Below are 12,936 nucleotides of genomic sequence, written 5' to 3' on the forward strand. Positions count from 1 at the left end.
CCGCCGCGATCTGGCACAACCACAAGACCGGCCAGCCGGTCACACGATCCTTGATCGCCTACGACCACTGATCACATAGGAATGACTCGTCTAGTGCAGGACCTCACCGCACCGGACGCGGCCCGCCGCATCGCCGACGCGCTCATCGAACGCCGCATATCCGTGGGTGTGTTGGTGAACAACGCCGGATTCGGCACCTGCGGCCGGTTCGAGGAGATCGACGCACGGCGCGAACACGACCAGCTGATGGTCAATGTCGTCGCCTTGGTCGACCTCACCCACGCCCTGCTGCCCGGCATGCTCGCCCAGGGCTCCGGAGCCGTCCTCAACGTCGGTTCCACGGCGGGCTATCAGCCCGGCCCGTACTTCGCCGCCTACAGCGCGGCGAAGACGTTCGTCCTGAACTTCTCGCTCGCCCTCCACCAGGAGTACCGGGGCCGGGGCATCCGCGTCACGGCCGTCTGCCCGGGGCCGGTCGAGACCGCGTTCTTCGAAACCCTGGGCACCCGCAGGGCGGCCATCGGCTCCTTCACCACCCCCGAGCGGGTGGTACGCGCCGCCCTGCGCGCCCTCGCCGCCGGCCGCGCGTACGTCACCCCGGGCCTCGGCAACGCACTGAGCGCCCAGCTGACACCGCGCCGCCCCCGCACCCTGGTCGCCGCCATTGCCAAGCGCGTGACACGCGGCGTCCTCGTACCGGACACCGACCACGCCGCCCCGGCACCGGAGCGCACCGCCGCCTGACACACCCCGATCACCTAACCTCCTGCCATGACCCCGCACGAACTGTCCCGTACCGACGCGCGCCGCATCGCCATACGCGCGCAGCTCCTGGACGGCGCGCGGCCGGCCGGACTGGCCGACGCGGTACGCCGGCTCACGCTGCTCCAGATCGACCCGACCGCCGCCGTCGCCCCCAACGCCGACCTGGTGGCATGGAGCCGGCTCGGCTCGTCGTACGCGCCGTCCGATCTGACGGCCGCGCTGGAGAACCGGACGCTGCTTGAGCTGCGGGCGATGATCCGGCCCGGCGAGGACATCGGGCTGTACCGCGCCGAGATGGCCCAGTGGGCCGGGGACGGGCCGCTGGGCGCGTGGCGGGAGCAGCGCCGCGCCTGGGTGCGGGCCAACGACGCGTGCCGCCTGGACATCCTCGACCGTCTCGGCACCTCGGGCCCGCTGCCGTCCCGCGAGCTTCCCGACACCTGCGAGGTGCCGTGGAAGTCGACCGGCTGGACCAACAACCGCAACGTCACGCAGCTCCTCGAAATGATGGTGCTGCGAGGCGAGGTGGCCGTCGCGGGGCGCCGTGGCGGCGACCGGATGTGGGACCTGGCGGAGCGCGTCTACCCCGAGGTGCCGGTGGTCCCGCTCGACGAGGCGCCGCGCCTGCGCGACGAGCGACGGCTACGGGCCCTCGGTATCGCCCGCGCACGGGGTACGGAACTGCCCGTCGAACCCGCCGACGTCGGCGAAGCCGGTGAGCCGGCCGTGGTCGAGGGCGTCAAGGGCACTTGGCGCGTGGACCCCGCCCAACTGGCACGGCTGGCAGAGCCGTTCACCGGGCGGGCGGCACTGCTCTCCCCCTTCGACCGGCTCGTCCACGACCGTAAACGCACCAGCGAGCTGTTCGCGTTCGACTACCAACTGGAGATGTACAAGCCCGCCGCCAAACGCCGGTGGGGATACTTCGCGCTGCCGATCCTGTACGGCGACCGGCTGGTGGGGAAGCTCGACGCGCTCGCCGACCGGAAGGCCGGGGTGCTGCGGGTCCACGCGATCCACGAGGACGAACCGTGCGACAAGTCCGTGACCGAGGCGGTCCACCGGGAGGTCGAGGATCTGGCCCGCTGGCTCCGACTGGACCTCGCCCTGCCCCGGTGACAGCCGTACGAGCGCTCTAGAGCAGGCCGACGATGCGCGGCGGAGCGAACACATGCCGCGCACGGTGCTCCAGAATGAACGGCTCGGGCGTCTGCGCGGCCACATCGGTCATGCACTTACCGCAGGACGGATCGGCCTCCGGCAGATCCTCCGTGTGGTCCGACGCGATGTGCCGACCGAGCCGGATCTGCGTGCCCACCACACTGTCGAAGGGGTCGTAGTCCACCCCCTTCCTCCCCGCGGCGCGCGCCGCGTCCACGTCTTCCGAGGCCCGCTTCATGTGCTTGTACAGCTCGGTGCACGCGAGGCAGTTCCACATCCAGGGAGGAGGCAGCGGCCACTCCTCGTCCGGGTGAGCGTCCCTGGCATCCATGCGACTTACCGTAGCGATCCGCTGACAGGCCGACAGCGGCTCGGGGGAATCCCCCGCGGCGGGGGTGGTTTACCGGCCACTTCGTGAGCGGACCGGGGCTTACCATCCCCTGAAGATCAAGGACAGGGGACATCGTGGTGAACGACACCGAGCTGCCGTACCTGCGCCGCTGCGTGGAGCTGGCGGCGGAGAGCCTTCAGGCGGGTGACGAACCCTTCGGCTCGCTGCTCGTCGCGGCCGACGGCACCGTACTCGCCGAGGACCACAACCGCGTGGCCTCGGGCGACCGCACCCGCCACCCGGAGTTCGCACTGGCCCGCTGGGCCGCCGAACACCTCGCCCCCGGCGAGCGGGCGGCGGCGACCGTCTACACCTCCAACGAGCACTGCCCGATGTGCGCGGCCGCCCACGGCTGGGTCGGCCTGGGCCGCATCGTCTACGTGGCGTCCTCCGAGCAACTGTCCGGCTGGCTCGGCGAATTGGGCGTCCCCGCACCTCCCGTACGCACCCTCCCCATCCGGGACATCGTCCCCGGCGTCGCGGTGGAAGGTCCGATTCCCACCCTCGTGGAGGAGGTGCACGCACTGCATCGCCGGTTCTACGGAGCGGCCTGAGCCGCAGCGAATCGGCGGGTACGGGGTCGCGGTCCTCGCCGCCCGCCGCCGCTCACCCCTTCCTCACCCGGGGATCCGTCAGCCAGGCCACCGTTCTGCGGACGTCCGACAGGGACACGATGCCGACGAGCCGCCGGTCCTGGTCGAGGACCAGCGCCCGGTGTTCCGCACCCGACCGCATGACGGACGCCAGATCGACCAGCGGGGCATCGGCGTCCACGACCGTCACACGCGACAGCGGCAGCATCACGTCACCCACCGTCACCGTGGACCGGTGCTCCTCCGGCACCCGCCGGGCGAGCGCCAGCGTCACCAGGCCGGCAGGCGCGCCGTCGAGATCGGTCACCGGGAAGGCGGAGTGGCGGAACCGGTACCGGGGGTCGCCGAGGAAGTCCGCGACGGACAGCCAGCGGTGTGCCGTGACCGGATCGGGCGTCATCGCCCGCCCCACCGGCACCCCCGTGAGCGCCTCGCGGAGCCCCGCCTGCCGCCCCTCCGCGGTCGCCGCCGCGACGAGGAACCAGCCGATCAGCGTCAGCCACAGGTTCCCGATGTTCCCGCTGCGCAGGAACAGGACGAACCCCACGACCACGAGGAACCAGCCGAACACCCGCCCGACCGCGGTCGCCCACACCGTGGCCCGGCGTCGGTCTCCTGTACGCCACCACAGGAACGCCCGCAGCAGCCGGCCGCCGTCCAGCGGGGCGGCCGGCACGGAGTTGAACACGGCGAGCAGCACATTGATCCCCGCCAGCCAGGCCAGGGCCTCCGCCGGCAGTCCGATACCGGTCACCGTCACGGTCAGCCAGGTGAGGAGCGCGAACACCCCGCCGAGTACGAGGCTGACCAGCGGGCCGACCCCGGCAATACGCACCTCCGCCGCCGGGGCGGACGCCTCCGTCGTCATCCGCGTCACTCCGCCGAGCAGCCACAGCACGATGTCCTGTACGTCGACGCCGTTGCGGCGGGCGACGACGGCGTGGGCGAGTTCGTGCGCGAGCAGAGAGGCGAGGAAGACGACGGCGGTCACGATCCCCGTCAGCCAGTAGAGCGCCGGGCTGTGGCCGGGGTACGCGCTCGGCAGGCGCTCCTGGGCGAGCCCGAACGCGATGATGGCGATGATGGCCAGAACGCTCCAGTGCACCCCCACGCGGACCCCGGCGATCCGTCCCAGCGGGAAGGTCGCGCGCATGCGATCACCTCGACGAGAGGCTTGAACCCCCACCTCCAGCGTCCACCCGGCAGGCTCCGAAGGGAAGGCTCGGCGAGCGGCGTTGAAGCGGCTGTCCGCCGGGCCGTGGAGGCGGCTGTCCGTGGGGCGGGAGAAGCGGCTAGCCGTCGGGCCGCAGGAGCCCCCGTTCGTACGCCTTGGCCAGGCGCTGCGGCACCAGGTAAACCGCGCCGTCCACGGTCACCGGCACCAACTGCGGTGTGGTGGCCTTCCACTGGGCGCGGCGGTGGCGGGTGTTGCTGCGGGACATCTTCCGCTTGGGAACGGCCATGGCGAACTCCTTGAGCGACGGGACCGGCAGGGCGGTCCGGTGGGCCTGCGGCATCCGACGCTACATGAAAATGGATCCCATTATGAAATGGGGTCGCGTGCCCGGTGGACGAAGGCCGGCGGAAGGTTCGGCCACACCACGGCGGACCGCTCAAGGGCGCCGAAGCGGCGGTCGAGCGCGGCGGTGAAACGGCGCGCCGGCGGTGTCCACGCCGCGTGCACATAGGCGAAGGTCGTGAACCGTCCGACGGGCGTCAGTACCTCGGTCACCGCGTCGAGGACGGCGCACTGCCGGTCCTGCGGCATCACCGTCCAGGGCAGCCCGGACACCACCGCGTCCACCCGGTCCGGGACCAGCGCCGGCAGGTCGGCGGCCGACGCGTGCACCACGTCCAGCCGGTCGTCGCGGAGTTCGTCGGCCAGCCGCGCCGCGAGCACCGCGTTGAGTTCGACGGCGACCAGCCGGGCGCCCGGCGCGAGGCGCGACAGGATCGCCCCGGTGAACGCGCCCGTCCCCGGGCCGAGTTCCACCACCAGCCGGGCGTCCTCCAGACCGATCCCGTGCGTCATCGCCCCCGCCAGCCGCCGCGAACTGGCGGCCACCGCCCCGGTCGTCAGCGGCCGTCTGAGGAATTCCCTGGTGATCGACATGGCGGCCATGCTCGGAACCCGCCGTGTGGCCGCGCGTCCGATCCCCGGTCCGTACCGGGTCCTCCCGCAGGAGGACCCGGTACGGCCCACAGGACGACGCGACCGGAGCGGGCGCCGTCCTAGCGTGGGGCGGTGCATCACCCGAGCGAGTCCCTGTCCCGCTGGCGGCTGAGGCATCCGCGCCTGACGGATGTCCTCCTCGTCCTGTTCGTGGCCTGCCCGCCCGCGATGGGGGAGCGCCCCGAGTGGCGGCCCCTGTGGGTGCAGGCCGTGGTGTACGCCGCTCTGGCTCTGCCCCTGCTGTGGCGCCGCCGGTACCCGGTCGCGGTCGCCGCGCTCGTCACGGCGGCGTTCTGGGCGCAGTGTCTGGGCCAGGTCTGGGGCCCGGAGCTGGGCCGCGGCGCCACCGCGCTGGCCGCCGTCCTCTACTCCCTGGTCGTACGCGGCCGTCGGCGTTCCGCCGCCGTGACCGCCGCGCTCGCCGGTATGTGCATGCTGGTGTGGCTCCCGGCCTGGCTGGACCGTCACGAGAACTTCAGCGGACCGGCCACCCGCGAGGCGTGGGTGACCCCGCTGGCCATGGTGCTGATGTTCACCGGGGCCTGGCTGCTCGGGGAGTTTCTGCGGGCACGGCGCGCCTATCTCGCCGAGTTCGAGCGGCGGACCGCGCTCGCCGAGTCGGAGCGGCTGGCGCTCGCGCGGGCCGCCGTGGCCGAGGAGCGCGGCCGTATCGCCCGCGAGATCCACGACATCCTCGCCCACAGCGTCAGCGTCATGGTCGTGAACGCCGAGGGCGCCCGGCTGATGCGGCACACCGACCCCGAAGCGGTCGACCGGACCCTCGGGATCATCAGCGGCACCGGACGGGACGCGCTGGGGGAGTTGCGGCGGCTGCTGGACGTGCTGGAGAGCGGGTCGTCCGGACACGGTGACGCCGACGGCATCCGAAGCGGCACGGCCCCTGCTCCCGGCGGCGGCTCCGCTCCCGTCGACGACTCCGCCTTGGGCGACGGGTACGGCCCTCAACCCGGCCTCACCGACCTCCACCGTCTGGTCGCCCGCTTCGGTGCCGGCCGCACGCCCGCCACCCTGGACCTCACCGGAGACACCGCCGGGCTGCCCGCGGGCGCCGCGCTCCAGACGTACCGGATCGTGCAGGAAGCCCTCACCAACGTCGTCAAGCACGCCTCACCGGACGCCCTCACCCACGTACACGTCGCCCTCACCCCCTTGGACTCCGGCCGTCTCATCCGCATCCGGGTCGACAACACGGCGGCGGCTGCCGGAAGCGACGGCGCGTCGGCGTCGCCCGTCGCCTTCCCCTCGTCGGGCCGTGGCCTCGCCGGTATGCGGGAGCGTGCCGCGCTGTTCGGCGGCACCGTGCAGGCGGGGCCCACCCCCGGCGGCGGCTACCGGGTGGCCGCGACCCTCGCCGTCGTCGAACAACCCCCACAACCCCCACAACCCCGACAGCCCCGGACGGCGGCACTCCCATGACGGCCACCGGCACCGCGCCGTCGCGCGTCCTGGTCTGCGACGACCAGGAGTTGATCCGGATGGGGCTGCGCATGGTCATCGACAGCCAGCCCGATCTGACCGTCGTCGGCGAGGTCGCGGACGGCGCGGCGGCCGTCGCACGCTCCGCCGAACTGGCACCGGACCTGGTCCTCATGGACGTCCGCATGCCCGGCATGGACGGCCTCGCGGCCACCGAACACATCTGCGCGGGAGCAGCGGGAGCGGCGGGCGCTTCGGGCGCGCCGGGTGTTCCGGGCGGGAGCAGGCCCCGCGTCCTGGTCGTCACCACCTTCGACCTCGACGAGTACGCGTACGCCGCACTCCGCGCCGGAGCCAGCGGCTTCCTCGTCAAGGACGCGCCCGCCGAGGAGATCCTGGTGACCGTGCGGGCCGTCCTGCGTGGCGAGGTGATGGTCGCGCCCTCCGTCACCCGCAGGCTCGTCGAGCGGTACGTGATCCCGGCCGCCGTGCCCCGGTGGGACCAGCGCCTGGCCGCCCTGACCGAGCGGGAGCGCGAGGTCGTGACACTCGTCGCGCGGGGCCTCGCCAACGGCGAGATCGCGGCGCGGCTGTTCGTCGGCGAGACCACCGTCAAGACCCACCTGGGCCGCGCCCTCACGAAACTGGGGCTCCGCGACCGGATCCACGCGGTGATCTTCGCCTACGAGAGCGGGCTCGTCCGCGTCAGCGACCCGTGACCCCGGCGCGTCAGCGTGCCGTCTCGCCGGTGCCCTCGGTGTCGAGCCTCGGCAGGATCCGGTCGAGCCATCGCGGAGTCCACCAGGCCGCCGTCCCGAGCAGCGTCATCACCGCCGGCACCAGGAGCAGCCGTACGACCGTGGCGTCGATGAGGACACTCACGGCCAGGCCGAGGCCGAGCATCTTCACCACGATGTTGTCGCTGACGATGAACGCCGCGAACACGCTCACCATGATCAGCGCCGCACAGGTGATGACCCGGGCCGTGATCCCCAGGGCGTGCGCCACGCTGTCCTTCGCCCGGCCGGTCTTGAGCCACGCCTCGTGCACCCGGGACAGCAGGAAGATCTCGTAGTCCATGCTGAGCCCGAAGACGATCGCGAACATCATCATGGGGACATAGCTCTCGATGGGCACCTTGCCCGAGACCCCGAGCGCGGGGCCGCCCCAGCCCCACTGGAACACGGCGACGACCACGCCGTACGAGGCGGCGATCGACAGGACGTTCAGGACGGCCGCCTTGACGGCGATGAGCACCCCTCGGAAGACGAGGAGGATCAGGAGGAACGCGAGCGCGACGACCACCGCGATGATCAGTGGCAGACGGCTGGAGACGACGTCGAGGAAGTCGACCTGCGCGGCGGTCGTCCCGGTGACATACGTCTTCGCGGCGGTCCCGGAGACCGCCTGCGGCAGGACGTCGTCGGCGAGCCGGTTCGTGAGGTCCGTGGTGGACGCGTCCTGCGGTGACGCGTCCGAATAGGCGGTCGCGATCAGTACGTCGCCGTCGGACGTGGGTGTGAGCGGGGTGACGAGGACGGTCCCCGGCACACCGGTGAGCGTCTTCTGCGCCTGCGTCGCCAGCGCGGACCGGTCCGCCTGCGGCACCTGCGTCTGGTCGACGACGAGGGTCAGCGGCCCGTTGGAACCCGGGCCGAACGCCGAGGACATCAGGTCGTACGCGCGCCGGTCGGTGAACGACGTCGGATCGGCGCCGTCCCCGATGTGCCCGAGCTGGATCGAGAAGAGGGGGATCGCGAGAATCCCGATGATGACCACGCCACCGCCGAGGAACCACCAGGGGCGCCGCTCGACCCGGCGCGCGTACCGGTGCCAGGTCCCGCCCTGGACCTCCGCACCACCGTCCGCCGTACCGGAGGTCGCCGGGGGGGCCTTCGCGGTGGTCTCCGCCTCGGCGACCGGCCTGCGCACCCGGTACTTGTCGATGTGCCGGCCGAGCAGCCCCAGCACCGCCGGCACCAGCGTGAGGGCGCCCAGCACCGCCGACACGACGGTGACCGCCGCGGCGAGACCGAGCTTGCTGATGAAGGACACACCGGACACGGAGAGACCGGCCAGCGCGACGATCACCGTGCAGCCCGACACGAGGACGGCCCGGCCGCTGGTGGCGACGGCCAGCCCCGCACCGGTCACCGGGTCCTGACCGTCCATGAGGTGCTGCCGGTGCCGGGTGATGAGGAACAGGGCGTAGTCGATGCCCACACCGATACCGATCATCGTGGCCAGGGTGGGCGAGACGGTGGCGAAGGTCAGCAGCGCCGCGAGCAGCCCGAGCCCCGCGAGACCGACGACGACACCCGCCAGCGCGGTCACCAGGGGCACGCACGCCGCGAGGATGCTGCCGAACCCGACGAGCAGGACGACGATGGCGACCCCGAAGCCGATCAGCTCGCTGGAGCGGTCGTTGGCGTGCGGACGGGCCAGTTCGCCGAGAGTGCCGCCGTACTCGACCTCGACGCCCGCCGCGCGCAGCGGCTGGACGGCCTGGTCGACACCCGGCAGATAGGACGGGCCGAGGACCGAGGGCTGGGTGTCGAACCGGACGGTGATGTACGCGGTCTTCCCGTCCGTGGACAGCGGCCCCACGTTCGGCGCCCCGGAACCCTGCGAGGACGTGCCCGTGGCCAAGGGGTTCTGCGCGGATAGTACGTGCGGCAGCTTCTGGAGGTTGCCGACGACCGTCGCGACCTGGTCCTTGACGTCGGCCAGCGGTTTCGCGGAGTCATGGAGGACGATCTGCGCGCCGTACCCGCCGGCCGCCGGGTCGTGCTGCTTGAGGACGTCCACGCCCTCCTGGGCCTGGGTGCCGGGCAGCGAGAAATTGTCGGAGTATTCACCGCCGTACGCGTGAACGAGGGCCTGGCCGCCGCCCAGCGCAGCCAGCCACAGCATGATCACGACGACGAAGTGATGCGCGCACCACTCGCCGAGCCGTCGCAGCGCACCCGGCCGCCGGGAGGGTTCCGCACGCCCGGCACCGCCCGCTGGGGACGGATCGGGAGGGGACGGCTCCGGCTGCTTCGGGAAGGGCATACGGGCTCTCCGGGCGGGAATCGGGCCGTCCGGAGACCGGCCGTGCGGGGGCCGCCACCGACCTCGGGAAGCCGCGACGGGGGAAGGGGGTCGTCCCCATTGAAGGACGGTTCGCCGCCACCGGCATCTCCCGCCACCGGATCCTCGTCACCGGCATCTCCCGCCCAAGGCATCGGGCGCCGGTCTCAGTCCCGGGCGCCGTCCTCCCGCGTCCGGGTGACCGTCTCGCCCCGGGGCGAGAGCCGGTAGCCGGTCGACAGGCTCTCGGTGAGGCCCAGCTCCTTCAGCCTGCGGATGTCCCGCTTGAGGGAAAGGGTCTCGCGGCCGAGCCGCTCGGCCAGCGCGGCGGCGGGTGCGCCGGGGCGTTCGCCGATGAGCCTCAGCACCACGCCGGTCCAGGGGCCCCGGCGGGACGCCGCGTCGATCCGCGCGAGCCGGCGGTGCACATCGGCGAGTTCACGGGCGTCGGCCGGGGCCCGTTCCCGTAGCTCCACCCTCGGGTCGGCCCCGGCGAACCGCACACCGATCCGGTACAGCGTCCCGTCCGGATGCCGTGCCAGCTCGCGACGGAACGGCTCGGGGGACGCGTACCCGGCGGCCCGCATCTCCGCCTCCGTCACCCGGTCGTCCTCGACCGCCTCGACGGCGGTGATCTCGACGACGCCGACGGCGGTACGCAGCCGGGTCCCCGGCCGCACCCCGAGCCGCTTCCACCGTCGGAACGCCAGCGTCACGCTGCCGTCGGCGATGCCCCGCAGCGCGTCCTGCCTGAACAGCATGGGTGAACCTCCTGGCGACCAGGATGGGGTGCTTCAGGGCTTGTTCAGGGCTTGTTCAGGGCTTGCGGGCCAGCCCGCCGTGCTCCGCGATGACCACGGGCGCGGGGGAGTCCGTCTCAGGGCGCCAGAGCGGGACCGAGACGACACCGGGTTCGAGCAGTTCCAGGCCGTCGAAGAAGGACGTGATGTCCTCGACCGTACGCAGGTTGTAGGGGATGGCACCGGACTTGTTGTAACCGGCCTGTGCCTCCTCGAACGCGGTGTCGAAGCCCAGCGAACCGTCGTTGATGGAGAGGTAGCTGCCGGACGGCAGCGCGTCCATCAGCCCGGTGACGATCGAGCGGGCCTCGTCGTAGGACGCGACATGGCCGAGGATGTTGCTCAGGATCAGCGCGGTGGGCCGGGAGAGGTCGAGCGTCTCCGCGGCGTCCCGGAGGATGCGCTCGGTGTCCAGCACGTTCGCGTCGATGTACGCGGTCTTGCCCTCCGGCGTCGAGGTCAGCAGGGCGCGGGCGTGTGCGAGGACCAACGGGTCGTTGTCGACGTAGACGATCCGGGACTCGGGGGCGATCCGCTGGGCGACCTCGTGGGTGTTGTTGGCGGTCGGCAGACCGGTGCCCACGTCCAGGAACTGGCGGATGCCGGCGTCGGCCACCAGGTATGTGATGTTGCGGGCCAGGAACGCCCGGCTGCTGCGGGAGATGGTGACGATGCCGGGGAAGACGTCCGTGTACGCGTCGCCCGCGGCCTCGTCGACGGGGTAGTTGTCCTTCCCGCCCAGCCAGTAGTTCCAGATGCGTGCCGAGTGCGGCACCGACGTGTCGATCTTCGGCTGTTCGGCCGGGGCGGGCGTGGAAGCGTTCTCGCTCATGAGCAGTGTTCCGTCTTTCGGCAGGTCACGGTCAGGGCAAAGGTGGTTCACCGCACAACATAAGCCCCTAACGGCCCAAGCGCGTACACCAGTTCACCCATCGATTGCCGGGTATGCCGACGCCGGGTTCCCTCTGCGCGATGCCTCCGGACAACTCGCGTACGGCTCCAGTCCGATAGGCGCCTTCGGGGAGCGGTTGCCGGAAGGGTGGCGTTTCGAGGGCGGCGAGTTGGTCTGGCGCCGACACCGACCCCCGGCGCACCCGGCATGCGAACCAGCGTGTTCCGGGTGCGTCGCCGCCGCGCGACCGCCCGGCGGTACGAGACTGCGGCAGTGGACACCGAGCAGCAGCCGGGTGAAGACCCGAAGGACCCGAAGGGCCCGAAGGAGCAGGGCGGCTGGTTCAGCGCCGGAGTGGGCAGCGTCAGCGCGGCGAGCTTCTTCAGCGACTCCGGGCACGAGATCGCGACCGCCGTGATGCCGAGCTTCCTGACCTCGACCCTGCACGCGTCACCCGGCGCCCTCGGCCTGGTCGAAGGGGTGAGCGACGCGCTGACCGGGGTCGCGAAACTCGCGGGCGGCCCACTGGCCAATGAACCCCGGCGCCGCTCCCGTATCGCCACCGGCGGCTACCTGGGCACCGCCGTCGCCACCGGCGCCATCGGCCTGGCCGTGACCGTCTGGCAGGTCGGCGTGTTGCGGGCGCTCGCCTGGGCATCACGCGGAATCCGCTCCCCGGCCCGGGACTCCCTGCTGGCCTCACTCGTCCCACCGCACGCCTACGGACGCGCCTTCGGCCTGGAACGTATGGGCGACAATCTCGGCGCCGTCGTCGGCCCGCTGCTCGCCGCCCTCCTCGTGACCCACGTAGGCATCCGCGAAACCCTCTACTTCGCCGCCCTGCCCGGCATGCTGGCGGCCGTCGCGATCACCGTCGCGGGCCGCGAAGCGCGCCGCACCCTCACCGAACCGGCCGCCCGGCGCCGTATCCGCCTCAACATCAAGGAGCTGCGGCGGGCCGGGATGGCGCGCGTCCTGGTGCCGATCGCGATGTTCGAACTCGGGAATGTCGCCGTGACGCTGCTCATCCTGCGCGCCACCCAACTCCTCCACCACGGCACCCGCGACCTCGCCGCGGCGACCTCACTCGCCGTCCTGATCTACGCCGCGCACAACGCCTTCGCCGCCGTGATGGCCTACGTCGGCGGCCACTGGATCGACCGGGCGGGCCCGCGCGTCGCGTTCGCGACCGGCGGGGTGCTGTACGTGGCCGCCTACGGCATGTTCGCCGTGTCCTGGCACGGCTGGCTGCCCCTGTTGGCCGCGTTCGTGCTCGCGGGCTCCGGCATCGGGTTCGTGGAGACCGCCGAGTCGACGCTCGTCGCCCGCATGCTCCCCGACGCACTGCGCGGCAGCGGCTTCGGGGTGCTCGGCCTGGTGCAGGCGGGCGGCGCCTTCGCCTCCTCGACCGTCGTCGGCCTGCTGTGGACCGTGCTCACCCCCACCGTCGGCTTCACCTACGCCGCCGCGTGGGCCGGTGCGTCGGCCGTCACGGTCCTGGTGCTGCGCGGCGCCGCCGGGTCGTCGCGCCTACTCCGTTCGGGTGTCGAGTGATCGTTTCCGCAGAGCGGAGCGGGCGTCGGCGTGATCACCTCGACGGCGGGTCCGGGGAGTCGTACTCCGGTCCGCTCATGTCCCGACCGACGATCGGA

The 12,936-nt window shown here is 72.1% G+C and carries 13 protein-coding genes; 6 read left to right on the forward strand and 7 right to left on the reverse strand.

What is annotated here, in order from left to right; translation table 11 throughout:
* Positions 1-81 precede the first annotated feature (81 nt).
* Entirely contained in the window at positions 82-744 is a 663-nt protein-coding gene (locus ACIQNU_RS16390; protein ID WP_401366430.1) for an SDR family NAD(P)-dependent oxidoreductase, read from the forward strand.
* Between the two features lie 27 nt (positions 745-771).
* A complete protein-coding gene (locus tag ACIQNU_RS16395) occupies positions 772-1,884 on the forward strand; it encodes a DNA glycosylase AlkZ-like family protein (RefSeq protein WP_401366432.1) in 1,113 nt (370 codons plus the stop codon).
* Positions 1,885-1,900: 16 nt separating this feature from the next.
* Here the strand turns inward: ACIQNU_RS16395 and ACIQNU_RS16400 are convergent, their stop codons facing one another.
* Positions 1,901-2,257: a hypothetical protein gene (locus tag ACIQNU_RS16400; RefSeq protein WP_401366434.1), complete on the reverse strand. Its 357-nt coding sequence runs from the start codon at positions 2,255-2,257 to the stop codon at positions 1,901-1,903.
* A 131-nt stretch (positions 2,258-2,388) separates the two neighbouring features.
* Here ACIQNU_RS16400 and ACIQNU_RS16405 point away from each other — a divergent pair, with 131 nt between their 5' ends.
* A complete protein-coding gene (locus tag ACIQNU_RS16405) occupies positions 2,389-2,871 on the forward strand; it encodes a nucleoside deaminase (RefSeq protein WP_401367102.1) in 483 nt (160 codons plus the stop codon).
* Between the two features lie 52 nt (positions 2,872-2,923).
* On the opposite strand, the gene ACIQNU_RS16410 is transcribed toward ACIQNU_RS16405, so the two are convergent.
* The 3 genes from ACIQNU_RS16410 to ACIQNU_RS16420 all read right to left on the reverse strand — a co-directional run bounded on the left by ACIQNU_RS16410 (position 2,924) and on the right by ACIQNU_RS16420 (position 5,023).
* Positions 2,924-4,063, reverse strand: coding sequence for a site-2 protease family protein (locus ACIQNU_RS16410; RefSeq protein WP_401366436.1), 1,140 nt, complete (start codon positions 4,061-4,063; stop codon positions 2,924-2,926).
* Positions 4,064-4,202: 139 nt separating this feature from the next.
* On the reverse strand, positions 4,203-4,373 hold the full coding sequence (gene rpmF / locus ACIQNU_RS16415; protein ID WP_401367103.1) for a 50S ribosomal protein L32: 171 nt from the start codon (positions 4,371-4,373) through the stop codon (positions 4,203-4,205).
* Positions 4,374-4,453: 80 nt separating this feature from the next.
* Entirely contained in the window at positions 4,454-5,023 is a 570-nt protein-coding gene (locus ACIQNU_RS16420) for a class I SAM-dependent methyltransferase (protein WP_401366438.1), read from the reverse strand.
* A 132-nt stretch (positions 5,024-5,155) separates the two neighbouring features.
* Between ACIQNU_RS16420 and ACIQNU_RS16425 the strand changes: the two genes are divergently transcribed.
* A complete protein-coding gene (locus ACIQNU_RS16425) occupies positions 5,156-6,520 on the forward strand; it encodes a sensor histidine kinase (protein WP_401366439.1) in 1,365 nt (454 codons plus the stop codon).
* The gene (locus tag ACIQNU_RS16430) at positions 6,517-7,239 is read left to right on the forward strand and encodes a response regulator (RefSeq protein ID WP_401366441.1); all 723 of its coding nucleotides are present in this window, start codon (positions 6,517-6,519) and stop codon (positions 7,237-7,239) included. The genes ACIQNU_RS16425 and ACIQNU_RS16430 overlap by 4 nt, the downstream gene beginning before the upstream one ends.
* Positions 7,240-7,249: 10 nt before the next feature.
* Here ACIQNU_RS16430 and ACIQNU_RS16435 read toward each other — a convergent pair whose 3' ends face one another.
* The 3 genes from ACIQNU_RS16435 to ACIQNU_RS16445 form a co-directional block, all read right to left on the reverse strand.
* The gene (locus ACIQNU_RS16435) at positions 7,250-9,574 is read right to left on the reverse strand and encodes an MMPL family transporter (RefSeq protein WP_401366442.1); all 2,325 of its coding nucleotides are present in this window, start codon (positions 9,572-9,574) and stop codon (positions 7,250-7,252) included.
* Between the two features lie 185 nt (positions 9,575-9,759).
* Positions 9,760-10,353, reverse strand: coding sequence for a hypothetical protein (locus tag ACIQNU_RS16440; RefSeq protein ID WP_401366444.1), 594 nt, complete (start codon positions 10,351-10,353; stop codon positions 9,760-9,762).
* A gap of 55 nt (positions 10,354-10,408) precedes the next feature.
* Entirely contained in the window at positions 10,409-11,224 is an 816-nt protein-coding gene (locus ACIQNU_RS16445; RefSeq protein WP_401366446.1) for an SAM-dependent methyltransferase, read from the reverse strand.
* Positions 11,225-11,557: 333 nt separating this feature from the next.
* Between ACIQNU_RS16445 and ACIQNU_RS16450 the strand changes: the two genes are divergently transcribed.
* Positions 11,558-12,838 (forward strand): MFS transporter, encoded by a 1,281-nt coding sequence (locus ACIQNU_RS16450; protein ID WP_401366447.1) that lies wholly within the window; start codon positions 11,558-11,560, stop codon positions 12,836-12,838.
* The last annotated feature ends 98 nt before the right edge of the window (positions 12,839-12,936 follow it).

This window comes from Streptomyces sp. NPDC091292 (assembly GCF_044757265.1).
In the GTDB taxonomy this organism is placed as follows: domain Bacteria; phylum Actinomycetota; class Actinomycetes; order Streptomycetales; family Streptomycetaceae; genus Streptomyces.